The 20,209-nt window shown below is 71.9% G+C and carries 20 protein-coding genes; 16 read left to right on the top strand and 4 right to left on the bottom strand.

Going from position 1 to position 20,209, the window contains the following annotated elements; all coding sequences use genetic code 11:
* Positions 1–40: 40 nt before the first annotated feature.
* The 4 genes from dnaJ to AB0P07_RS23115 all read left to right on the top strand — a co-directional run bounded on the left by dnaJ (position 41) and on the right by AB0P07_RS23115 (position 4,259).
* The gene (gene dnaJ / locus AB0P07_RS23130) at positions 41–1,231 is read left to right on the top strand and encodes a molecular chaperone DnaJ (protein ID WP_365553314.1); all 1,191 of its coding nucleotides are present in this window, start codon (positions 41–43) and stop codon (positions 1,229–1,231) included.
* 5 nt (positions 1,232–1,236) lie between these two features.
* Positions 1,237–1,692 carry a helix-turn-helix transcriptional regulator gene (locus tag AB0P07_RS23125; RefSeq protein WP_365553312.1) on the top strand — a complete coding sequence of 152 codons (456 nt, stop codon included), beginning with the start codon at positions 1,237–1,239 and terminating at the stop codon, positions 1,690–1,692.
* A 260-nt stretch (positions 1,693–1,952) separates the two neighbouring features.
* Entirely contained in the window at positions 1,953–3,071 is a 1,119-nt protein-coding gene (locus AB0P07_RS23120; RefSeq protein ID WP_365553310.1) for a substrate-binding domain-containing protein, read from the top strand.
* 150 nt (positions 3,072–3,221) lie between these two features.
* Entirely contained in the window at positions 3,222–4,259 is a 1,038-nt protein-coding gene (locus AB0P07_RS23115; RefSeq protein ID WP_365553308.1) for a helix-turn-helix transcriptional regulator, read from the top strand.
* Here the strand turns inward: AB0P07_RS23115 and AB0P07_RS23110 are convergent.
* Both AB0P07_RS23110 and AB0P07_RS23105 read right to left on the bottom strand, forming a co-directional pair.
* Positions 4,222–5,166 carry a helix-turn-helix transcriptional regulator gene (locus AB0P07_RS23110; protein ID WP_365553375.1) on the bottom strand — a complete coding sequence of 315 codons (945 nt, stop codon included), beginning with the start codon at positions 5,164–5,166 and terminating at the stop codon, positions 4,222–4,224. The two genes, AB0P07_RS23115 and AB0P07_RS23110, sit on opposite strands and share 38 nt — an antisense overlap.
* Before the next feature lie 68 nt (positions 5,167–5,234).
* Positions 5,235–6,245, bottom strand: a complete 1,011-nt coding sequence (locus tag AB0P07_RS23105) for a helix-turn-helix transcriptional regulator (protein WP_365553306.1) — start codon at positions 6,243–6,245, stop codon at positions 5,235–5,237.
* A 131-nt stretch (positions 6,246–6,376) separates the two neighbouring features.
* Between AB0P07_RS23105 and AB0P07_RS23100 the strand changes: the two genes are divergently transcribed.
* From AB0P07_RS23100 to clpB, 3 genes are all read left to right on the top strand, one after another.
* On the top strand, positions 6,377–6,568 hold the full coding sequence (locus AB0P07_RS23100) for a hypothetical protein (protein WP_242705859.1): 192 nt from the start codon (positions 6,377–6,379) through the stop codon (positions 6,566–6,568).
* Between the two features lies 1 nt (position 6,569).
* Positions 6,570–6,905, top strand: a complete 336-nt coding sequence (locus AB0P07_RS23095; RefSeq protein WP_125629765.1) for a hypothetical protein — start codon at positions 6,570–6,572, stop codon at positions 6,903–6,905.
* Between the two features lie 292 nt (positions 6,906–7,197).
* On the top strand, positions 7,198–9,795 hold the full coding sequence (clpB, locus tag AB0P07_RS23090) for an ATP-dependent chaperone ClpB (RefSeq protein ID WP_365553303.1): 2,598 nt from the start codon (positions 7,198–7,200) through the stop codon (positions 9,793–9,795).
* Positions 9,796–9,859: 64 nt separating this feature from the next.
* Here clpB and AB0P07_RS23085 read toward each other — a convergent pair whose 3' ends face one another.
* Positions 9,860–10,384 carry a hypothetical protein gene (locus AB0P07_RS23085; RefSeq protein ID WP_365553301.1) on the bottom strand — a complete coding sequence of 175 codons (525 nt, stop codon included), beginning with the start codon at positions 10,382–10,384 and terminating at the stop codon, positions 9,860–9,862.
* 138 nt (positions 10,385–10,522) lie between these two features.
* On the opposite strand from AB0P07_RS23085, the gene AB0P07_RS23080 reads away from it, so the two are divergent.
* Positions 10,523–11,059, top strand: a complete 537-nt coding sequence (locus AB0P07_RS23080) for a YbjN domain-containing protein (protein WP_102931246.1) — start codon at positions 10,523–10,525, stop codon at positions 11,057–11,059.
* 85 nt (positions 11,060–11,144) lie between these two features.
* Here the strand turns inward: AB0P07_RS23080 and AB0P07_RS23075 are convergent, their stop codons facing one another.
* The gene (locus AB0P07_RS23075) at positions 11,145–12,335 is read right to left on the bottom strand and encodes a pyridoxal phosphate-dependent aminotransferase (RefSeq protein WP_365553299.1); all 1,191 of its coding nucleotides are present in this window, start codon (positions 12,333–12,335) and stop codon (positions 11,145–11,147) included.
* Between the two features lie 192 nt (positions 12,336–12,527).
* Here AB0P07_RS23075 and AB0P07_RS23070 point away from each other — a divergent pair, with 192 nt between their 5' ends.
* The 8 genes from AB0P07_RS23070 (at position 12,528) to pyrE (ending at position 20,164) form a co-directional block, all read left to right on the top strand.
* Positions 12,528–12,821 carry a hypothetical protein gene (locus AB0P07_RS23070; RefSeq protein ID WP_365553297.1) on the top strand — a complete coding sequence of 98 codons (294 nt, stop codon included), beginning with the start codon at positions 12,528–12,530 and terminating at the stop codon, positions 12,819–12,821.
* 399 nt (positions 12,822–13,220) lie between these two features.
* On the top strand, positions 13,221–13,757 hold the full coding sequence (locus tag AB0P07_RS23065; protein ID WP_365553295.1) for a DUF2617 family protein: 537 nt from the start codon (positions 13,221–13,223) through the stop codon (positions 13,755–13,757).
* A 143-nt stretch (positions 13,758–13,900) separates the two neighbouring features.
* A complete protein-coding gene (locus AB0P07_RS23060) occupies positions 13,901–15,682 on the top strand; it encodes a polyamine aminopropyltransferase (RefSeq protein ID WP_365553293.1) in 1,782 nt (593 codons plus the stop codon).
* Positions 15,683–15,941: 259 nt separating this feature from the next.
* Complete coding sequence (locus AB0P07_RS23055; protein WP_365553291.1) at positions 15,942–17,102, top strand: sensor histidine kinase; 1,161 nt, start codon at positions 15,942–15,944, stop codon at positions 17,100–17,102.
* Positions 17,099–17,842 (top strand): response regulator transcription factor, encoded by a 744-nt coding sequence (locus AB0P07_RS23050; protein ID WP_365553289.1) that lies wholly within the window; start codon positions 17,099–17,101, stop codon positions 17,840–17,842. Before AB0P07_RS23055 ends, AB0P07_RS23050 begins: the two co-directional genes overlap by 4 nt.
* 52 nt (positions 17,843–17,894) lie before the next feature.
* Positions 17,895–18,713 carry an SRPBCC domain-containing protein gene (locus AB0P07_RS23045; RefSeq protein WP_365553287.1) on the top strand — a complete coding sequence of 273 codons (819 nt, stop codon included), beginning with the start codon at positions 17,895–17,897 and terminating at the stop codon, positions 18,711–18,713.
* A gap of 104 nt (positions 18,714–18,817) precedes the next feature.
* Positions 18,818–19,606, top strand: coding sequence for an aldose 1-epimerase (locus tag AB0P07_RS23040; protein WP_365553285.1), 789 nt, complete (start codon positions 18,818–18,820; stop codon positions 19,604–19,606).
* A 9-nt stretch (positions 19,607–19,615) separates the two neighbouring features.
* Entirely contained in the window at positions 19,616–20,164 is a 549-nt protein-coding gene (gene pyrE / locus AB0P07_RS23035; protein ID WP_061443428.1) for an orotate phosphoribosyltransferase, read from the top strand.
* Positions 20,165–20,209 lie beyond the last annotated feature (45 nt).

The following is a 20,209-nucleotide window of genomic DNA, read 5'->3' as shown; positions in this document are numbered from 1 at the left end:
TCGAAGTGACATGTAGGGCGCGAGAGGAGGGACGTCGGGGATGAGCACGAAGGACTTCATCGAGAAGGACTACTACAAGGTTCTCGGCGTCCCCAAGGACGCCACCGAGGCCGAGATCAAGAAGGCGTACCGGAAGCTCGCCCGCGAGAACCACCCGGACGCCAACAAGGGCAACGTCAAGGCGGAGGAGCGCTTCAAGGAGATCTCCGAGGCCAACGACATCCTCGGTGACCCCAAGAAGCGCAAGGAGTACGACGAGGCCCGCAGCCTCTTCGGCAACGGCGGCTTCAGGCCGGGGCCGGGCGCGGGCGGCGGCACCTTCAACTTCGACCTGGGCGACCTCTTCGGAGGCGGCGCCCAGGGCGGGGGCCAGGGCGCCGGCGGCTTCGGCGGCGGCCTCGGGGACGTCTTCGGCGGCCTGTTCAACCGCACCGGCGGCGCACCGGGCGCCGGCACGCGCACCCAGCCGCGGCGCGGTCAGGACATCGAGTCCGAGGTCACCCTCAGCTTCACCGAGGCCATCGAGGGCGCCACCGTGCCGCTCAGGATGTCCTCGCAGGCTCCCTGCAAGGCCTGTTCGGGCACCGGCGACAAGAACGGCACGCCCCGCGTGTGCCCGACCTGCGTCGGTACCGGCCAGGTCGCCCGGGGTTCGGGCGGCGGCTTCTCGCTCACCGACCCGTGCCCCGACTGCAAGGGCCGCGGCCTGATCGCCGAGGACCCCTGCGACGTCTGCAAGGGCTCCGGACGCGCCAAGTCCTCGCGGACGATGCAGGTCCGTATCCCCGCCGGGGTGTCGGACGGGCAGCGCATCCGGCTGCGCGGCAAGGGCACGCCGGGCGAGCGGGGCGGTCCGGCGGGCGACCTGTACGTGGTCGTCCACGTCAAGGAACACCCCGTCTTCGGCCGCCGGGGCGACAACCTCACCGTCACCGTCCCGGTCACCTACGCCGAGGCGGCCCTCGGCGGCGAGGTCCGGGTACCCACCCTGGGCGGTCCGCCCGTCACGCTGAAGCTGCCGGCCGGTACGCCGGGCGGCCGCACCATGCGGGCCCGGGGCAAGGGCGCGGTCCGCAAGGACGGCACGCGCGGCGACCTTCTGGTCACCGTGGAGGTGAGTGTTCCGAAGGACCTGACGGGGAAGGCTCGTGAGGCGCTGGAGGCGTATCGCGAGGCCACCGCGGACGAGGATCCGCGGGCGGAGTTGTTCAAGGCCGCGAAGGGAGCTTGACGGGAATGGACGGTCGTCGACGCAACCCGTACGAACTGACCGAGGACACCCCGGTCTACGTCATCTCGGTGGCGGCCCAGCTCTCCGGACTGCACCCGCAGACGCTGCGGCAGTACGACCGCCTCGGTCTGGTCTCCCCGGACCGCACCCCCGGCCGCGGCCGGCGGTACTCGGCCCGCGACATCGAACTGCTCCGGCAGGTGCAGCAGTTGTCGCAGGACGAGGGCATCAACCTGGCCGGAATCAAGCGCATCATCGAGCTGGAGAACCAGGTCGCCGCGCTCCAGGCGAGGGCGGCCGAGCTGGCCGCCGCGCTCGACGGCGCGGCCACGGCGATGCGCCAGCGTGAGGCCGCGGTGCACGCGTCGTACCGCCGTGACCTGGTCCCCTACCAAGAGGTACAGCAGACCAGCGCGTTGGTGGTCTGGCGTCCCAAGCGCCACAGCCAGTCCCCGGACTGACCGGGACCGGCAGGCGGCACAAGGGAATACGGCATCGACAGCCCCGGAGGACCATCCCGTCCTCCGGGGCTGGTTCACAACGGTGCTGTCTCATTGGTCTAGTACTTCTTGACGATTTGGTGAAGACAGCGTTGGCTTCCTTCACCGGGGGTCGCCGGGGCCCCAGGGGGCACCGGCGTCACGTGGTCCGCTCGGGCCACCCGGTCCGCTCGGGCCACCCGGTTCGTCCACCACACCCGTGTGTCGGAAGGCAAAGCGCAGTGAGTAGCCGTCCCCGTCGTATCGCCATATCCGTGGCCGCGTCCCTGATGACCTTCTCGCTGGCCTCCTGCGGTGTGCTGGGCGCTTCGGAGAGCAGCGACGACGCGAGCCCGACCAAGGGCAACGACCTCACCGTCGGCCTGCTCCTGCCGGAGAAGGAGAACACGCGCTACGAGCAGTTCGACTACCCCTTCTTCAAGGCGAAGGTCGGCGACCTCACGCGCGACGAGGGCAACGTCAAGTACGCCAACGCCGAGGCCAGCGCCACCAAGCAGGCCGACCAGATGCAGCAGATGATCGAGGACAAGGTCGACGTGATCGTGCTGGACGCGGTCGACGCCCACGCCATCGCGGACGGCGTGCAGAAGGCCAAGGACGCCGGCATCCCCGTGATCGCCTACGACCGGCTGGCCGAGGGCCCGATCGACGCGTACATCTCCTTCGACAACGAGCTGGTCGGCGAGGTCCAGGGCCGTTCGCTGATCGAGGCGCTGGGCGGCGACCCGGCCGGCTCCGACAAGATCGTCATGATGAACGGCTCGTCCACCGACCCGAACGCCAAGCAGTTCAAGGCGGGCGCGCTGTCCGAGCTGAACGGCAAGGTGACGATCGCCCAGTCCTTCGACACCAAGGACTGGAAGCCGGAGAACGCCGAGGCGAACATGACCGAGGCGATCGAGAAGATCGGCAAGAAGAACATCGCGGGCGTCTACTCCGCCAACGACGGCATGGCCGGCGGCATCATCAAGGCCCTGGAGGACGCGGGCGTCACGGACCTGCCCCCGATCACCGGCCAGGACGCGGAACTCTCCGCGGTGCAGCGGATCGTCACCGGCGAGCAGTACATGAGCGTGTACAAGTCCTACCCGCAGGAGGCGGAGAACGCCGCGGAGATGGCCGTGGCCCGGGTCCAGGGCCGCGACATCCAGTTCGAGGCGCTCGCCCGCGACAAGGTCGACAGCCCCACCCACAAGGGCATCCCCGCCCAGCTCGTCCCCGTCGTCGCCCTCACCAAGGACAACATCGAGGACACGGTCGTCGCGGACGGCTTCTACAAGGTCACCGACATCTGCACCGCCAAGTACGCGGACGCGTGCGCGGAGGCGGGGCTGAAGTAGGCCGGCTTCCGCCCCGCGCCCACCGCTCGGGCATTCCGGCGGAAACCGGGTCGTACCGTCCCCTGCGCCGTGCGGAGCCGTGTTGCGGAGCCGGTCCCGGCCGCGCATAGTTGCGCTGCGGAAGGGCCGGAACCGGGGGTGGAATGGGCGATGACCGGGCACGGGGCTCAGGAGCACCCGCACGGGGCAGACCGGCTCTGCGCGGCCGGGGACCGCGTCTACTCCCGGGCCGTGCGACGCGGGAGGGTGCCGCGCCGTGACGCCGAGCCGGTTCCCTGCCTCCTCGAACTGGCCCTGCTGCACCCCGACCCCGACGACATGGACTGGCTGGTGCCGACCTCCCCGCAGGAGGTCATGACACGGCTGCTGCGCGGCGTCCAGGAGGAGGTCAGCGCGAGTCAGCGGCGGGTGGGCTCGGCCGTGGAGGCCTTCGAGTGGTACGCCGGACTGGGCCGCCTGCTCCAGCCCCCGGCCGGACCCGAGTCGACCGCGATCCGCGTCCTCGACGGCCTGTCCCGCATCCAGGCCGCGATGGACGAGGCGACGGCCGCCTGCACGACGGAGGTGCTCACCGTCCAGCCCGGTGGCATCCGGCGCGAGCACGAGCTGTCGGAGGGGCTGCACCGGGCGCTGGCGCTGCGCGGGCGCGGGGTGCGGATGCGGGACCTGTACACGCACGTGGCCCGGCACGGGCAGGGGCTGCTCAACTACCTGGAACTCATGGGTGACGCCGTGGAGGCCCGCACCCTGGACGAGGTCGTCGACCGCCTCATCCTCTTCGACCGCACCGTGGCCTTCATCCCCGCCAACACCGACCGCACGATCGCCCTGGAACTGCGCCACCCGGCCCTGATCGCCTACCTGGTCACGGTCTTCGAACGCCTGTGGCGCCTCGCGATCCCCCTGACGGCTCCCCTCCCCGACACCGGCATCGAGGGCATCTCCCACCGCGAGCAGTCCATCGCGGCGCTCCTCGCGGAGGGCCACCAGGACGCGGTGATCGCGGAACGCCTCGGCATCAGCGTCCGCACGGCCCGCGCGCACATCGCCCGCCTCTCGGAAACCCTGGGCGCGGCCAGCCGCACGCAGTTGGGCGTCCGCATAGCCCAGGCCGGCCTGGACGGCTCCCTGCGGACGTCTCCCGCCCCCGTCATCCTTCCCGGTCGAGAATCCCCGACTGCCCGATGAGATAGCCGAGCTGCGCGCGGCTCTCACTCCCGAGGGTGGCGGCGAGTTTGGCGATGTGGACGCGGGCGGTGCGGACGTTCATGCCGAGGCGGTCGGCGATGTCGGAGTCGGTGTGACCCTCGATGAGGAGGGCGGCTATGGCGCGTTGGCGGGGGGTGATGCCGTTGAGGGTGGGTTGCTGGACGGCCTGGGGGTGCATGGGGGTGGCGAGGTGCCAGAGGCGGTCGAAAGTCGTGGTCAGGTAGGTCACGAGGGCAGGCTGGCGGACTTCCAGGGCGAGACTGCGGTCGGAGTTGGCGGGGATGAAGGCAACGGACCGGTCGATGATGATCAGCCGGTCGGTGACCTCGTCCAGGGTGCGGGCCTGCACGTCGCCACGCAGTTGCTCATAACGTGCCAGGATCGGAGGGGCGTGGCGCAAGGTGTGCTGGTAGAGGGCGCGAATGCGGCCACCCCGGTCCAGCAGTTCCTGGTCCCGTCTCAACGCGGCCTCCCTGAAAAGCGCCTTGGACGGTGTGTAGCTGTTGTGCGGCTGGATGGCCAGGACCTCGGTCGCATGCGTCATGCACCTGTCGAGGACGGTACTGATGTGGTCCTTTTCGCTGTGCACCGTGATCAGGGGGTCGGTCGGTGGTGTGTCGTACTGCGCGCTCACTCGCAGCAACGGCTCGAAGCTCTCTGCCAGTCGTTCCGAGCGCCTGCGTTCGTCTGCCACGCGGTCCTCCGAGGAACGCAAGAGCTTGTGCAACGCTACGGCGGGGGGCACCGGCTCCAGCCAGTCCACGTCGTCGAGGGCCGGCCGGAGAAATCCATGTGCGGCGAGGCAAGGCGCCGACCGGGCTTCCGCCGTTCGCAAACGTCCTTCGCGCAGTGCCCGTACGTATACTTCCGTCCCCTCGGAGCACAACTCCTCCGGCCCGTGCGCGGGGTGTGGGGCGAGGTCGGTCGGCGCCCGTTTGCCGTACGTCTCCTCGGTCACGGGTTCCCCTCCTCCACGGAGCCTTGCTGTTCCTGCTCCAAGATCCCGGACTGGGCTATGAGATAACCCAGTTGGGCGCGGCTGCCGCTGCCGAGGACCGACGCGAGTTTCGCGATGTGGGCCCGGCACGTGCGCACGTTCATGCCCAGGCGCCGGGCGATGGCCTCGTCGACGTGCCCTTCCACCAGAAGCTTGGCGATCGAGTGCTGGATGTCGGTGATGCCGTCGGGAGCCGTTTCGTAGGGGGCCCCGGCGGTGAGCGGGACCGCTCGGCTCCAGATGAACTCGAAGACCTTGATCAGGTAGCGGACGAGACCGGGGTGCCGGATCTCCAGGGCGACCTGCCGGTCGTCCCGGATGGGAATGAAGGCCACGGTCTCGTCGCAGATGATGAGCCGCTCGACCAGTTCGTCGATGGTGCGGTACTCGGCCTTGCCGTTGGGGAACTGGTCCACGTAGGCGAGGCGCTCCGGGCTGTACCGCGCCGTGTGCTGGTAGAGCGTCCTGATCCGTACTCCGCGTTCGATAAGGGTTCTGTCGCGTTCCAGTGCTTCGATGAGCCGGCGTTCGGGGTGCCGGGCGCTCGGCTGCACAGTGAGCATCTCGATGAGGCACTGGTCCGTGGCCAGGTCGAGGGCCGCGTTGATGCGGTCGAGACCTTCCAGCACGGTGATCGAGTGCGTCGGTGCCGCGCCCTGCGCGCTGAGGGCCATGAAGGGTTCGAAGGCAGCGGCCAGCTCGATGGAGCTGCGCCTGCGCTCCGAGATCTCGTGCTCGATGGGATTCAGCCGCCGGGCGAGGGCAACCGCCGGGGACACGGGAAGCAGCCAGTTCGCGTCGTCGGGATCGGGATGGAGCAGGGCGAACTCCATCAGACAGGGGGCGGACTGGGCCTCACCACGGGCTATACGTCCAGTGCGCAGAGCGTTCGCGTAGAGCCGCCCGCCCTCCTCACACAGGTCCGTAATGGCATGGGGATGTGTCGCTTTGGCCTGATTTGTTGTCAAATCTCCACCCCCCAGGGTCCTGAACGTGCAGGAACATGATGCACCGATTGTGTGGCCATGACGTGCCTGAATGAGCCATCGTCTTATCCGACGGGGGAAGAGGGGACCTTCAAGTGAGGACGAAGCCGACTATGTCTAAGAGAATGCTTCGCTCGGTGCTTGTCGCCGCCTTCTCCGCCGTTGTGGCCTTCGGAACACTGAGTGGCCTCTCCGTCGAGAAGGGTGACGCTCGAGCGGACAGCGCCTGGTCGCTGGCGGCGGTGACTGCCTCGCCCGCCGGCGAGGAGGCAGCAGCCGTCACGGACGACAGTGCGTGGTCTTGACATGACGACGCCACCTGACGACCGCTCCTTCCGGCGAGAGATGGCCACCGCCTACCGCTCCGGCTGGCACTTCATCGACCTGGTCACCGCGATCCCGCACGCCGGTGACTCCCTGATGGTGACCGTCTTCGGCGAGCCGGTCGTCGTCACGCTGGACGAGGACGGCGACGTGCGGGCGTACCGGTGTCTGCGGCGGCCTCGGGGGGCGCCGCAGCCCGTGCGGTGTGCCATCCGGTACGGAATGATCTTTGTGAACCTGGACCAGCGGGACCACCGGCTCGAGCAGCCGGACGCCCCCGAAGTGAGAACCATCTCGGCCACCCCCCGCAGTGCCTGACGCGATTCCCCCGTCGTAACAGATCGCTCAGGTGCTTCCCCCCGGCAGCGGCGTCACCGTGACCTGAACACGGTGACGCCGCTGTCGCATGTGCGGACATTGCCCGACACCGACCGGTTCTGCGACTGGCCGAAAAGGCGCTCGTGCGACCCGGCCCCGACCTCTTCCCGGCCCGCTGCCGACCACTCCGAAGTCCTCCGGCGGGGGACGTCTGCCGTCTTCCTTGAGTGGGACAGGCTCAACTTTGTGTACGCTGGATGAGTCAGCACTACGCGAGGAGGAGAGCCAGAACGTGGACGCCGAGCTGACCAACCGGAGCCGGGACGCGATCAACGCGGCCAGCAACCGGGCCGTGACCGAGGGAAACGCCGACCTCACCCCCGCCCACCTGCTCCTTGCGCTGCTCCAGGGGCAGGACAACGAGAACATCACCGACCTGCTCGCCGCCGTCGAGGCCGACCTCGCCGCCGTACGCTCCGGCGCCGAGCGCATCGTCGGCGGGCTGCCCAGCGTGACCGGGTCCACCGTCGCGCCCCCGCAACCCAGCCGTGAGATGCTCGCCGTGGTCGCCGACGCCCAGGCCCGCGCCAAGGAACTCGGGGACGAGTACCTCTCCACCGAGCATCTGCTCCTCGGCATCGCCGCGAAGGGCGGCGCGGCCGGTGAGGTACTGGAGGGGCAGGGAGCGAGTGCGAAGAAGCTGCAGGAGGCCTTCCGCAAGGCGAGGGGAGGGCGCCGCGTGACCACTCCCGACCCCGAGGGCCAGTACAAGGCCCTGGAGAAGTTCGGCACCGACCTCACCGCCGCCGCACGGGACGGCAAGCTCGACCCCGTCATCGGTCGCGACCAGGAGATCCGGCGGGTGGTCCAGGTGCTCAGCCGGCGGACCAAGAACAACCCCGTGCTCATCGGCGAGCCCGGCGTCGGAAAGACCGCCGTCGTCGAGGGGCTCGCCCAGCGGATCGTCAAGGGGGACGTGCCCGAGTCGCTGAAGGACAAGCGGCTGGTGGCGCTGGACCTCGGGGCCATGGTCGCCGGGGCGAAGTACCGGGGCGAGTTCGAGGAGCGGCTGAAGACCGTCCTGGCCGAGATCAAGGACTCCGACGGGCAGGTCGTCACCTTCATCGACGAGCTGCACACCGTCGTCGGCGCCGGCGCCGGCGGCGACTCCGCCATGGACGCCGGGAACATGCTCAAGCCCATGCTCGCGCGCGGCGAGCTGCGCATGGTGGGTGCCACCACCCTCGACGAGTACCGGGAGCGGATCGAGAAGGACCCCGCCCTGGAGCGCCGCTTCCAGCAGGTGCTGGTCGCCGAGCCGACCGTCGAGGACTCCATCGCGATCCTGCGCGGGCTCAAGGGGCGGTACGAGGCGCACCACAAGGTGCAGATCGCGGACAGCGCGCTGGTGGCCGCCGCAAGCCTGTCCGACCGGTACATCACCTCCCGCTTCCTGCCCGACAAGGCCATCGACCTGGTCGACGAGGCCGCCTCCCGGCTGCGTATGGAGATCGACTCCTCGCCCGTCGAGATCGACGAACTCCAGCGCGCCGTCGACCGGCTGAAGATGGAGGAGCTGGCGATCGGCAAGGAGACCGACGCCGCCTCCCTGGAGCGCCTGGAGCGGCTGCGGCGCGACCTCGCCGACAAGGAGGAGGAGCTGCGCGGCCTCAACGCCCGCTGGGAGAAGGAGAAGCAGTCCCTCAACCGGGTCGGCGAGCTGAAGGAGAAGCTCGACGAACTGCGCGGGCAGGCCGAACGCGCCCAGCGCGACGGCGACTTCGACACCGCCAGCAAGCTGCTCTACGGCGAGATCCCCACCCTGGAGCGCGACCTGGAGGCCGCCTCCGAGGCGGAGGAGGAGGTAGCCCGGGACACCATGGTCAAGGAGGAGGTCGGCGCCGACGACATCGCCGACGTCGTCGCCTCCTGGACCGGCATCCCCGCCGGGCGCCTCATGGAGGGCGAGACGCAGAAGCTGCTGCGCATGGAGGACGAGCTGGGCAAGCGGCTCATCGGGCAGACCGAGGCCGTACGGGCCGTCTCCGACGCCGTACGGCGCTCCCGCGCCGGGATCGCCGACCCGGACCGCCCGACCGGTTCGTTCCTCTTCCTGGGCCCCACCGGCGTCGGCAAGACCGAGCTGGCCAAGGCGCTCGCCGACTTCCTCTTCGACGACGAGCGGGCCATGGTCCGCATCGACATGAGCGAGTACAGCGAGAAGCACAGCGTGGCCCGGCTGGTCGGCGCCCCGCCCGGATACGTCGGTTACGAGGAGGGCGGCCAGCTCACCGAGGCCGTGCGGCGGCGGCCGTACACCGTCGTGCTGCTCGACGAGGTGGAGAAGGCGCACCCCGAGGTCTTCGACATCCTGCTCCAGGTGCTCGACGACGGGCGCCTCACCGACGGGCAGGGCCGCACCGTGGACTTCCGCAACACCATCCTGGTGCTCACCTCCAACCTGGGCAGCCAGTACCTGGTCGACCCGACCACCGGCGAGGCGGAGAAGAAGGAACAGGTCCTGGAGGTGGTGCGGGCCTCCTTCAAGCCGGAGTTCCTCAACCGGCTCGACGACCTGGTGGTCTTCTCGGCGCTCAGCAAGGACGAGCTGAGCCGCATCGCACGGCTGCAGATCAACGGCCTGGCCCGGCGCCTCGCCGAGCGCCGCCTCACCCTGGAGGTCACCGACGAGGCCCTCGCCTGGCTGGCCGAGGAGGGCAACGACCCCGCCTACGGCGCCCGCCCGCTGCGCCGCCTCGTCCAGACCGCGATCGGCGACCGGCTCGCCCGGGAGATCCTCGCCGGCGAGATCAAGGACGGCGACACGGTCCGGGTGGACCGCTTCGGCGACGACCTGATCGTGGGGCCGGCGAGCGGCAAGACGCTCTAGCGCCGACCGGCACCGTACGGCGGCCCGTCATCACTCCTCCGGGCGGGTGGCGGGCCGCCGCGCGTCACAGGGTGAACGCGTCGACCCGCACCAGGGCTGCGCCGGCGTCCCCGTACTCGACGCTCACCTGGACGGCGTCGGCTCCCACGCCGTACGGCAGGCCCCGCGTGTAGTCCAGATCAAGACACAGATCCACGGCATCGCCCACGCAGAACCGCGTTTCGGGCGCGGGGGCCTTCGGGTAGGTGTCCGTGAGCCAGGCCGGGACCCCGGCGCGCGGCATGCGGAAGGCCGCGACGTAGTGGATGTCCTGCCAGCCCCGCCGGGTGCACGCCCCGGTCGGCACCGCACCCTCCGGCAGCGCCGCCCCGCCGAAACCGAGCGCCTCCGAACAGGGCACCTGTTCCGGACCACCGCCGAGCGGGTAGTCGGAGTCGGACACGGCCAGGCCCACGGCAGCGACGAGGACCGGCAACAGGACCAGCGCGGGCAACGCCGCGAGGCCCGCGACCAGCCACCACCGGGCCCGCCCTCGCCCCGCGTCCCCGCCGCCCCCGGCCCCGGTACGCCCCGCGCTTGTCCGTCTCATGCCCCGGTCCCCGTCCGTCCCGCCTCCACCCGACCGGCCGGATCATGTCAGCCCAGGGCTGACAGGCCCACGGCGGGCTTGCCACGCCCCTCCCCGCATGGTGGAGGATGGCCTGATCCGTACGAAGGGAAATTCACGGTGAGCATCGACCCGTCCTCGATTCCGAACTTCGGGGGCAAGCAGCCCGAGCCGCAGCCCCAAGGACCGGCGGGCCCCGTCGTCCCGGATCAGGATCTTGTGAAGCAGCTCCTCGAACAGATGGAGCTGAAGTACGTCGTCGACGACGAGGGTGACCTCGCGGCGCCGTGGGAGCAGTTCCGCACCTACTTCATGTTCCGCGGCGAGGGCGACCAGCAGGTCTTCTCGGTGCGGACGTTCTACGACCGGCCCCACCAGATCGACGAGAAGCCCCAGCTGCTCGAGTCGGTCGATGACTGGAACCGGCGCACCCTGTGGCCCAAGGTGTACTCCCACACCCACGACGACGGCACGGTCCGCCTGATCGGCGAGGCCCAGATGCTGATCGGCATGGGCGTCAGCCTGGAGCACTTCGTCTCCTCGACGGTCAGCTGGGTGCGGGCCGCCATCGAGTTCGACCGGTGGCTCGTGGAGCAGCTCGGACTGGAGCAGGACGTCGACGAGTCGGAGAAGCCGACCGACGAGGACGGCGAGTAGTCCGCCCCCGCGGCTGAGCCGAGGAGAGCCCGGGCCCCCGGCACCACCGGGGGCCCGGGCTCTCGTCGTAGGGGTGCGGGCGTGCTCACCCCGCCAGCGTCTTCAGGCGCTGTACGGCCTCCTGAAGCACCGGCAGCCTCTTGCAGAACGCGAACCGCACGAAGGGCGCTCCCGCCTCCCGGTGGTCGTAGAAGACCGCGTTGGGGACGGCGACGACGCCCGCGCGCTCCGGCAGGGAGCGGCAGAACGCGATGCCGTCGCGCTCGCCGAGCGGGCGGATGTCGGTGGTGACGAAGTAGGTCCCGGCGGGCCGGTACACGCCGAAGCCCGCCTCGGTGAGCCCCGTGGCCAGCAGGTTCCGCTTGGCCTCCATGTCCTGGCGGTAGGTGGCGAAGTACGCGTCCGGCAGCGCGAGCGCCTCGGCGACCGCGTACTGGAAGGGTCCCGCGCTGACGTACGTGAGGTACTGCTTGGCCGAGCGGACCGCCGTGAGCAGGGCGGGTGCGGCGGTGGCCCAGCCGACCTTCCAGCCGGTGAACGAGAACGTCTTGCCGGCCGACCCGATGCTCACCGTCCGCTCCCGCATCCCCGGGAAGGTCGCCAGGGGGATGTGCTCGGCGCCGTCGAAGACCAGGTGCTCGTAGACCTCGTCGGTCACCACCAGCAGGTCCCGCTCCACGGCCAGCTCGGCGATCGCGGCCAGTTCCCCGCGGGTGAGGACCGTGCCGGTCGGGTTGTGCGGGGTGTTCAGCAGCAGGAGGCGGGTGCGGTCGGTGACCGCGTCGCGCAGCTCGTCCAGGTCCAGGCGGAACGCGCCCTCGTGCGGGCGCAGGGTGACGGGCACACGCGTGCCGCCCGCCATCGCGATGCAGGCCGCGTACGAGTCGTAGTACGGCTCCAGCGCGACGACCTCGTCGCCGGGCTCGACGAGGGCCAGCAGGGCGGCGGCGATGGCCTCGGTGGCGCCTGCGGTGACCAGGACCTCGGTGTCGGGGTCGTAGGACAGGCCGTAGCGGCGGCGCTGGTGGTCGGTGACGGCGGTGCGCAGCTCGGGGACGCCGGGTCCCGGCGGGTACTGGTTGCCGCGCCCGTCGCGCAGCGCCCGTACGGCGGTCTCGCGGATCTCCTCGGGGCCGTCGGTGTCGGGGAAGCCCTGACCGAGGTTGATCGCCCCGGTCTTCACCGCCAGGGCGGACATCTCGGCGAAGATCGTCGTCCCGAACTCGGCGAGCCGGCGGTTCAGGAGGGGGCGGGCGCTGGAGCTCATCGAGGTCATGGCGGCCATCCTGCGCCGAAGCTCAGGACTTCCTCAACTCTGCTTTGGGGCGTGGCGGCGAGGGGCATCTCCCGGTCACGTCGCGAGCTTCACGGCGTGCACCACAGGCCATCGACACACAGCGAGGCGTCCGACGGGGGATTGCTTCGGGGGACTTCCGGGCGCGGCCCGGAAGGGAAGGAGGGTGGAGCCGTGGTCACAGGCATCATCCTGTTCGTGCTCGCAGCCCTGCTGGTCAGGGTGTTCGTGGTGGGTCGGCGCACGTCCCGCCCGGTGCGGACGAGGACCGGCAAGGGGTCGCGCTGGACCAGTACGGGCGGGGGCGGCGACAGCGGTGGCGGCACCGACAGCTGGTGGGCCGGCGACGGGGGCGGCTCGTCCTCGGACGGACACCACTCGGGCCACTCCTGCGGTGGCGGCTCGTCCTGCGGAGGCGGGTCGTCCTGCGGGGGAGGAGGGGGCGGCGGATGCGGTGGAGGCAGCTGACACGGGGCAGCTGAGCTCCTGCAGGGGGAACCGCATCCGGCTCCGCGGGGTCCGCTCCTGGGACCGGGCCCCGCGCCCCCGCGCACAGCGCCCGCCGGGCCGCCCGCCCGGTGGGCGCTCCCACGCACCGGCGCACTCCGTACGGGCGGGGTGTGCGCCATGGTTGAACAGTTGAGCTGTTGAGCCCCCTGAGGGATGGAAACGCCACGAAGTTGGGTAAAAACGCTGTGGCGGCGCCACCGTTCGTGATTCGCTCTTGTTCATCAACCCAGCTCCTCGGGCGACCTGTTGACCCCCCTCCTGACCGGCCGACTGGGCTGAGCGGGCCGCATCCCCGGCAGTGCCCCGGATGCGCAGGCCCCACACCTTCCTCTCCTTGTGTGCTTGCGGAGCCGATCCATGCTCACGACCCTGACAACCGCCTACACCGACACCCGTGCCGCCGACCTGGCCTGGGCCCTGGGGCGCGAGCCGCTGCCCGCGCTCGCCTGTCTCGACGTCGAACTGACGGACGCGAGACTGCAGTTGCGACTTCTGGGGGCCTCTCATCAAGTCCTGCTCGAGGAGGAGAGGGGCAGCTGTTCGGAGACGGTGGCATGCATCCCGGGCAGCAGTACCCCCCTTCCGCTGGGCGTCGCCAAGCGGGTGGGCGACTGGGAGTACGAGTTCGCGGCCCGCGTGGAGGTGCTGACGCCGGGCTCGTTCGCCGGCCGCGCTCAGGAACTGATCGCCCTGGTCTCCGACCACCCGCACGGCCTGGCCGGGGTCTTCCCGGGCAGTCCGCACGCCTTCACCGCGCTGCTGGCCCAGCGGCACGAGGGGCAGGTGCACTGGCGGACCTGGCACGCCTATCCGCAGGACGGCCAGTTGGTGGCGACGCGGACCCGGGTGGGCGTGCGGGTGCCGGCGTCGCAGCTCAGCCGGTCCACGGTGTGAGCGGATGGGCGCGGGCCGGTGCGTCCGGGGATGCCGGCCAGGTGCACAGGTGAGGGCCGGATAAACCTGTGGTGCCCGACAGGACCCGAGTTTCACACGTGTGGGTGACGATGGGCAGTGGACGCGTGACGTAACGTCACTGCGTGATCGAACCGCACGTGCCCGCCCCGCCCGGCTCTCCGCCGTCCTGGAGCGGCCCCTGCGGTTCCGAAGGTTTCAGCGGTCCAGGCGGTTCCAGCGGTCCAGGCGGTTCCAGCGGTCCCGGTGGCTTCAGCGGTCCCGAGGCGCCCGCGCGGCTGCCCGTCCGGCCGGCCGTCGGACGGTTCCTGGTCCTGGCGGGCGTGTTCGTGTGCGCGGCCTGCGGGCTCGTGTACGAACTCGAACTCGTCGCGCTCGCCTCGTACCTGATCGGCGACTCGGTCACCCAGGCATCCGTCGTCCTGTCCGTCATGGTCTTCGCCATGGGCATCGGCTCGCTCGCCGCCAAGCGGCTGCGCGGCCTCGCGGCGGCCGGCTTCGGCGCGCTGGAGGCGGTCCTCGCCCTCGTCGGAGGCTCCAGCGCGATGGTGCTGTACGCCGTCTTCGCCTGGACCGGCGGCTGGGGCGGACTGTGGGCCGACGGCCCCCGCGTCCTGCTGGTCGCCTTCTCCCTGGCCATCGGCGTGCTGATCGGCGCCGAGGTACCGCTGCTCATGGAGCTGATCCAGCGGGTGCGCAGACAGGACCCGGGCGGTGCCGTCGCCGACCTGTTCGCCGCGGACTACGTCGGCGCGCTCGTCGGCGGCCTCGCCTTCCCCTTCGTCCTGCTGCCCTTCCTCGGCCAGCTCACCGGCGCGCTGCTCACCGGCACCGTCAACGCGGTCGTCGGCGCCGCCCTGGTACTCGGCCTGTTCCGACGCGACCTGACCCGCCGGGCGCGCTGGCTGCTGCTGAGCGCCAACGCGGTCGTCCTCGCGCTCCTCGCCACGGCGACCGTCCTCGCCGACGACTTCGAACGCGCCGCCCGGCAGGCCGTGTACGGCCAGGACGTCCGCGTGGCCGTACGGACCGACGTGCAGGAGGTCGTCCTCACCGGCGACACCGACGGCCGTCCCCTCGACCTGTTCCTGGACGGGCGGCTGCGGGTGCGCGGCAGCGACGAGCGGCGCTACCACGAGGCACTGGTGCTCCCCGCCATGAACGGCCCCCACGCGCGCGTGCTCGTCCTCGGCGGCGGCGACGGCCTCGCCGTCCGGGAGGTCCTGCGCCACCCCGGCGTACGCCGCGTCGACGTCGTCGCACTCGACCCCCAGCTGGCCCGGCTGGCCCGGCAGGACCCCGGCCTGTCCACCCTCAACGAGCACGCCTACGGCGACGCGCGCGTCCACGTCACCCCGGGCGACGCCTTCCACCGGCTGCGCTCGACGCCCTCCGCGACGTACGACGTGGTGATCTCGGACCTGCCCGACCCGTCCGTCACGGCCAGTACGAAGCTGTACTCGCAGGAGTTCTACGGCCTGCTGCGGCGGGTGCTCGCGCCCGACGGGCGGCTGGTGGTCCACGCGGGCCCGGTCTCCGCCGCCCCCCGGGCCTTCTGGTCGGTGGACGCCACCCTCCGCGCGGCGGGCCTGCGGACCGTCGCCTACCGCGTCGCCGCCGACGATCCCGGCGCGGCCGCCTCCGACAGCGGTTCGGCCTCCGGCGCCGGGACGGCCTCCGGTCCCGGTTCCGCGCCCGAGCCCGGGCGCACCACCGCGGCCCTTCGTGCCCCCCGCGGCTGGGGCTTCCTCCTGGCCGCGCGCACGGCCCCCACCCTGCGTCTCGACCCGGCGGCGCCCCGTCCGCGCACCCTCACGCCGGACTCCCTGGCCCGGGACGCCCGCGACGTGGCCCGCACCCGGATCCCCGGGCTGCCGCCTTCCACGCTGGTGCATCCGCGGTACTGAGCCCGGCGCGCGGGTGCCGCGACCGCGAGCGGCCACGTCCCCGTGCAGCGGCCCGACCCTCCCCCGGGTACGGGACGGACCGCCACACCCCCCTGTGGACCGCTCGCACCGAGAACCTACGGCCGCCCTGCGCGTCCCGGAATCCGGCGGTGGGTGGAGAGCGGGCCCAACCCGGCGCGGTATCCGGCCGGTTCCTGCAACTTCCGCGGTACGGCGGAAGGATGACGCCGACCCGGGCGGGCGGACCTACGCTGCGGGAATGCGCCTGCACCCCCTGGCGGCCGACGGCCTGATCGCCGCGGCGCTGACGACCGTGGCCGTCCTGCTCGGCACCGAGGCCGTCGCCCAGGGGTGGCCCGCGCTCGACCCGCTCGCCTGGACGCTCGTCGCCCTGCTGACCCTCCCCCTCGTCCTGCGTACCCGCGCCTCCGTCACGGTCTGCCTCGCCGTCCACGCCTGCTGGGCGGTCTACGTCACCCTCGGCTACTGGCCCGTCGTGGGTTCCTTCGGCCCCATGCTCGCCGTCTACACCGTCGCCTCCCTGCGCCCCACCCGCACCGCCGCCGCCTGCGCCGCCCTGCTCGCCGGCGTCTGGATCTACGCCGGGCTGCGCAGCGACGCGGGATCGATGGCCTCGGTGGCGGGACAGGCCGTGGGCTTCCCGCTGGTGCTGTGGCGGTTCGGGTACGTGGCCCGCAGGACCGGCGAGCTGACGCTGCGGCTGCGGGCCGAACAGGCCGACCGGGCCCGGCGCGAGGTCGCCGAGGAACGCGTGCGGATCGCCCGCGAGCTGCACGACGTGGTCGCCCACCACATCGCCGTCATCAACGTCCAGGCGGGCCTGGCCCGCTTCGTCTTCCGCTCCGACGCCCGCACCGCGCGCGAGGCCCTGGACACCATCGAGGGCGCCAGCGGCGAGGCCCTGGCCGAACTGCGCCGCATGCTCGGCCTGCTGCGGGCCGACGGCGTGCAGGGCGCGGACGGCGCACCCGCCCCCGGCCTCGACCAGCTCGACGAGATGGTCACTCGGGTACGCACCGGCGGCGTCGGCGTCGAACTGCGCGTCACGGGCACCCCGCGCCCCCTGCCGCCCGGCGTGCAGCTGTGCGTCTACCGGGTCGTGCAGGAGGCCCTCACCAACGTGCTCAAGCACGCGCCCGGCGCGGCGGCCGCCGTGGAACTCGCCTACCGCGCGGGGGAGGTGACGGTGTCGGTGGCCGACGAGGGGCCGGTGGAGGGGCTGGATCCGGTCACACCTGCCGAGCGGGGCGGACACGGCTTGATCGGGATGCGGGAGAGGGCCAAGCTCTACGGCGGGACGATCGTCGTCGGCCCGCGCAGCGAGGGTGGATTCGGCGTGCGCCTGACCCTGCCGACGCCGGTACAAGCCGCACGCCGGGGAGACGCCGTCAGGGAATGACCGACGCAGACCGCCCGCCGGACGGGCCGCACCACGACACCGCCGGGCCGATACGCCTGGTCGTCGTCGACGACCAGTTCCTCGTCCGCAGCGGTCTCGTCACGCTGCTGCGCGCCGCGCCCGGCATGGAGGTCGTCGGCGAGGCGTCCGACGGCGCCGAGGCGGTGGCGCTGGCCGCGCGGACCCGGCCGGACGTCGTCCTGATGGACATCCGCATGCCCGGCCTCACCGGCATCCAGGCCACCGAGCGGATCATCGCCGAGGCGGAGGACCCCGCGCCCCGCGTCCTCGTCCTGACCACCTTCGACCTCGACGAGTACGTGTACGGCGCCCTGCGGGCCGGTGCCTCCGGCTTCCTGCTCAAGGACGCCGGACCGGAACGGCTGCTGGCCGCGATCACCGCGGTGCACGGCGGCGACGCGCTCTTCGCCCCCGCGGTCACCCGGCGTCTGGTGGAGGCGTTCACGCGGATGACGGACACGGGGCGCGCCGAACCCCCGGACGCCGGTCCGCCGCCCGCGCTGACGGCGCTGACCGGGCGCGAGGCCGAGGTCCTGCGGCTGGTGGCCCGGGGTCTGAGCAACGCCGAGGCCGCCGACCGCCTGTTCATCAGCGAGGCCACCGTGAAGACCCACCTCAACCGCACGATGACCAAGCTGGGCCTGACCAGCAGGGCCCAGGCGGTGGTCGTGGCGTACGAGACGGGACTGGTGACGCCGGGGGCCGCGGGCGGCGGGTGACTTTGTGCCGACGGGGGGTGCGCCGGGCGCCCGCTGGGTAGGGTGCCGTGACATGGAGCATGAGGTGTTCGTTCCGGTTCCGGCCGAGCGGCTCAGGGACGTGCTGGCCGACCCCGTCCGGGTCGCCCGGGCTGTCCCGGGGCTCCAGCAGGACGCCGGTGCCGAGCCCGTCGCGGGTCGGCTGAAGGTGCGTATCGGCAGTCACTCCATCACCTACCGCGGGTCCCTGCGCCTGTCCGCGCGCGAGGACGGCACGTACGCCGTCGAGGGCGACGCCACCGAGTCGCGCGGCACCGGCACGGTCACGCTCGCGCTGACGCTGCGCGCGGACGACGCCGACGGCGGCGCCACCCTCGCCTTCACCGGGACGGCCACCGCGGACGGTCGCGTGACGGAACTGCCGGGGGAGTCGGTCGCGTCGGCCGCGACCCGGCTGCTGACCCGGTTCGCGGAGAACCTGGCCACGGCGGCGCGGACACCCCAGCAGCCGGAGCCGGAGCCGGAAACGGAGCCCGAGCCGGAGGGGCATTCCGAGCCGCGCCACACCTCCGTCTCCGACACCGAGGTCCCCCCGTCCTCCCTCATGGACACGGACGAGGACGGCGGGGGAGACGAGGACGAGGACGAGGACGCGCCCGGCGCCGACGAGCCGGTCGTCCAGCCCCCCGCCGAGGCCGCGCACGCGCGCCGCACGATGATCGGCCGCAGCGCCGAGGAGGTGGACCACGCCCCGCCGCGCGGCCGGTACGCCCCCGTACCCGCGCCCCAGCCGAGCGCGGTCGGTGCCCCCCTGCGCTGGGCCGCTCCGGCGGCCGCACTGGTCGTGGCGTCGGCGATCGTGGTGGGCCGCGCCCTGCGCAAACGCCGCTGACCGCCGCACGAACCCACCACCGGACCAGCCGGACCAGCCGGACCAGCGACCCCACCGGACCACCGGCCGAGTGGGGCCCTTGATCGCCCCAGTAGGGTCGTGGCGTGAGTAACGAACCCATCACGCTGACCGCGGGTGACGCGGAGGCGACCGTGCTGCCGGGCAACGGCGGACGGATCGGCGGGCTCCGCGTCGGCGGCACGGAGCTGCTGCGCCAGGGCGAGCGCTACGGCTGCTTCCCGATGGTCCCCTGGTGCGGACGCATCCGCGACGGCCGCTTCAGCGACGGCGCCGTGGTCCACCGGATGCCCCTCAACTCCCCGCCGCACGCCATCCACGGCACCGCCCGCGACGCCGCCTGGCGCACCGCCCGCGTCACCGCGAACGAGGCAGTCCTCACGTACGACCTCACCGACCCCTGGCCCTACACCGGCCGCGTCACCCAGGTGATCGCCCTCGCCGAGGACGCGCTGACGCTGACGATGTCCGTGGAGACGTACGAGTCGTCCTTCCCGGCGCAGGTCGGCTGGCACCCCTGGTTCAACCGGACCCTCGACGGCGCCGGCGTGCAGATCGCCTTCGACCCCGCCTGGCAGGAGGAGCGCGGCGACGACCACCTCCCCACCGGCAACCGCGTCGAGCCGGAGCCCGGCCCCTGGGACGACTGCTTCGGCATGCCCGACGGCGTCGACGTCACGCTGACGTGGCCGGGACGGCTGGAGCTGAAGGTGACCAGCCCGGAGCAGTGGGTCGTGGTGTACGACGAGCAGGAGGCCGCCGTCTGCGTGGAGCCGCAGACCGGCCCGCCCAACGGCCTGAACACCCTCCCCCGCCTGGTCACGCCCCTGGAGCCGCTGGAGGCCACGACCGCCTGGCGCTGGACCCGGCTCTAAGCTGGGGGCATGACGGACGTACGCGGCGAGCTGCTGCAGCAGATCAAGGACAAGGCCGTGGTGCACGGCAAGGTGACCCTCTCCTCGGGCCTGGAGGCGGACTACTACGTCGACCTGCGCCGCATCACCCTGGACGGCGAGGCCGCGCCGCTGGTCGGGCAGGTGCTGCTCGACCTGACCGCCGACCTGGAGTTCGACGCGGTGGGCGGGCTGACCATGGGCGCCGACCCGGTCGCCGCGAGCATGCTGCACGCCGCCGCCGCCCGCGGCCGGAAGCTGGACGCGTTCGTCGTCCGCAAGGCCGCCAAGGCGCACGGGCTGCAGCGCCGCGTCGAGGGCCCGGAGATCAAGGGCCGCCGCGTCCTGGTCGTCGAGGACACCTCCACCACCGGCGGCTCCCCGCTCACCGCCGTCGAGGCCGTGCGCGAGGCCGGCGCCGAGGTGGTCGCCGTCGCGACGATCGTCGACCGGGCGACCGGTGCCGCCGAGAAGATCCAGGACGGCGCGGGGGTGCCGTACCTGTACGCGTACGACAAGGACGAGCTGGACCTGGACTGACACCAGGGGTACCAGGGGCCGAGACGGGACCGGGGTCCACTCGGG

Source organism: Streptomyces sp. NPDC085944 (assembly GCF_040686295.1).
Classification (GTDB): domain Bacteria; phylum Actinomycetota; class Actinomycetes; order Streptomycetales; family Streptomycetaceae; genus Streptomyces; species Streptomyces salinarius.
This window is presented reverse-complemented; position numbering and strand designations above follow the sequence as displayed.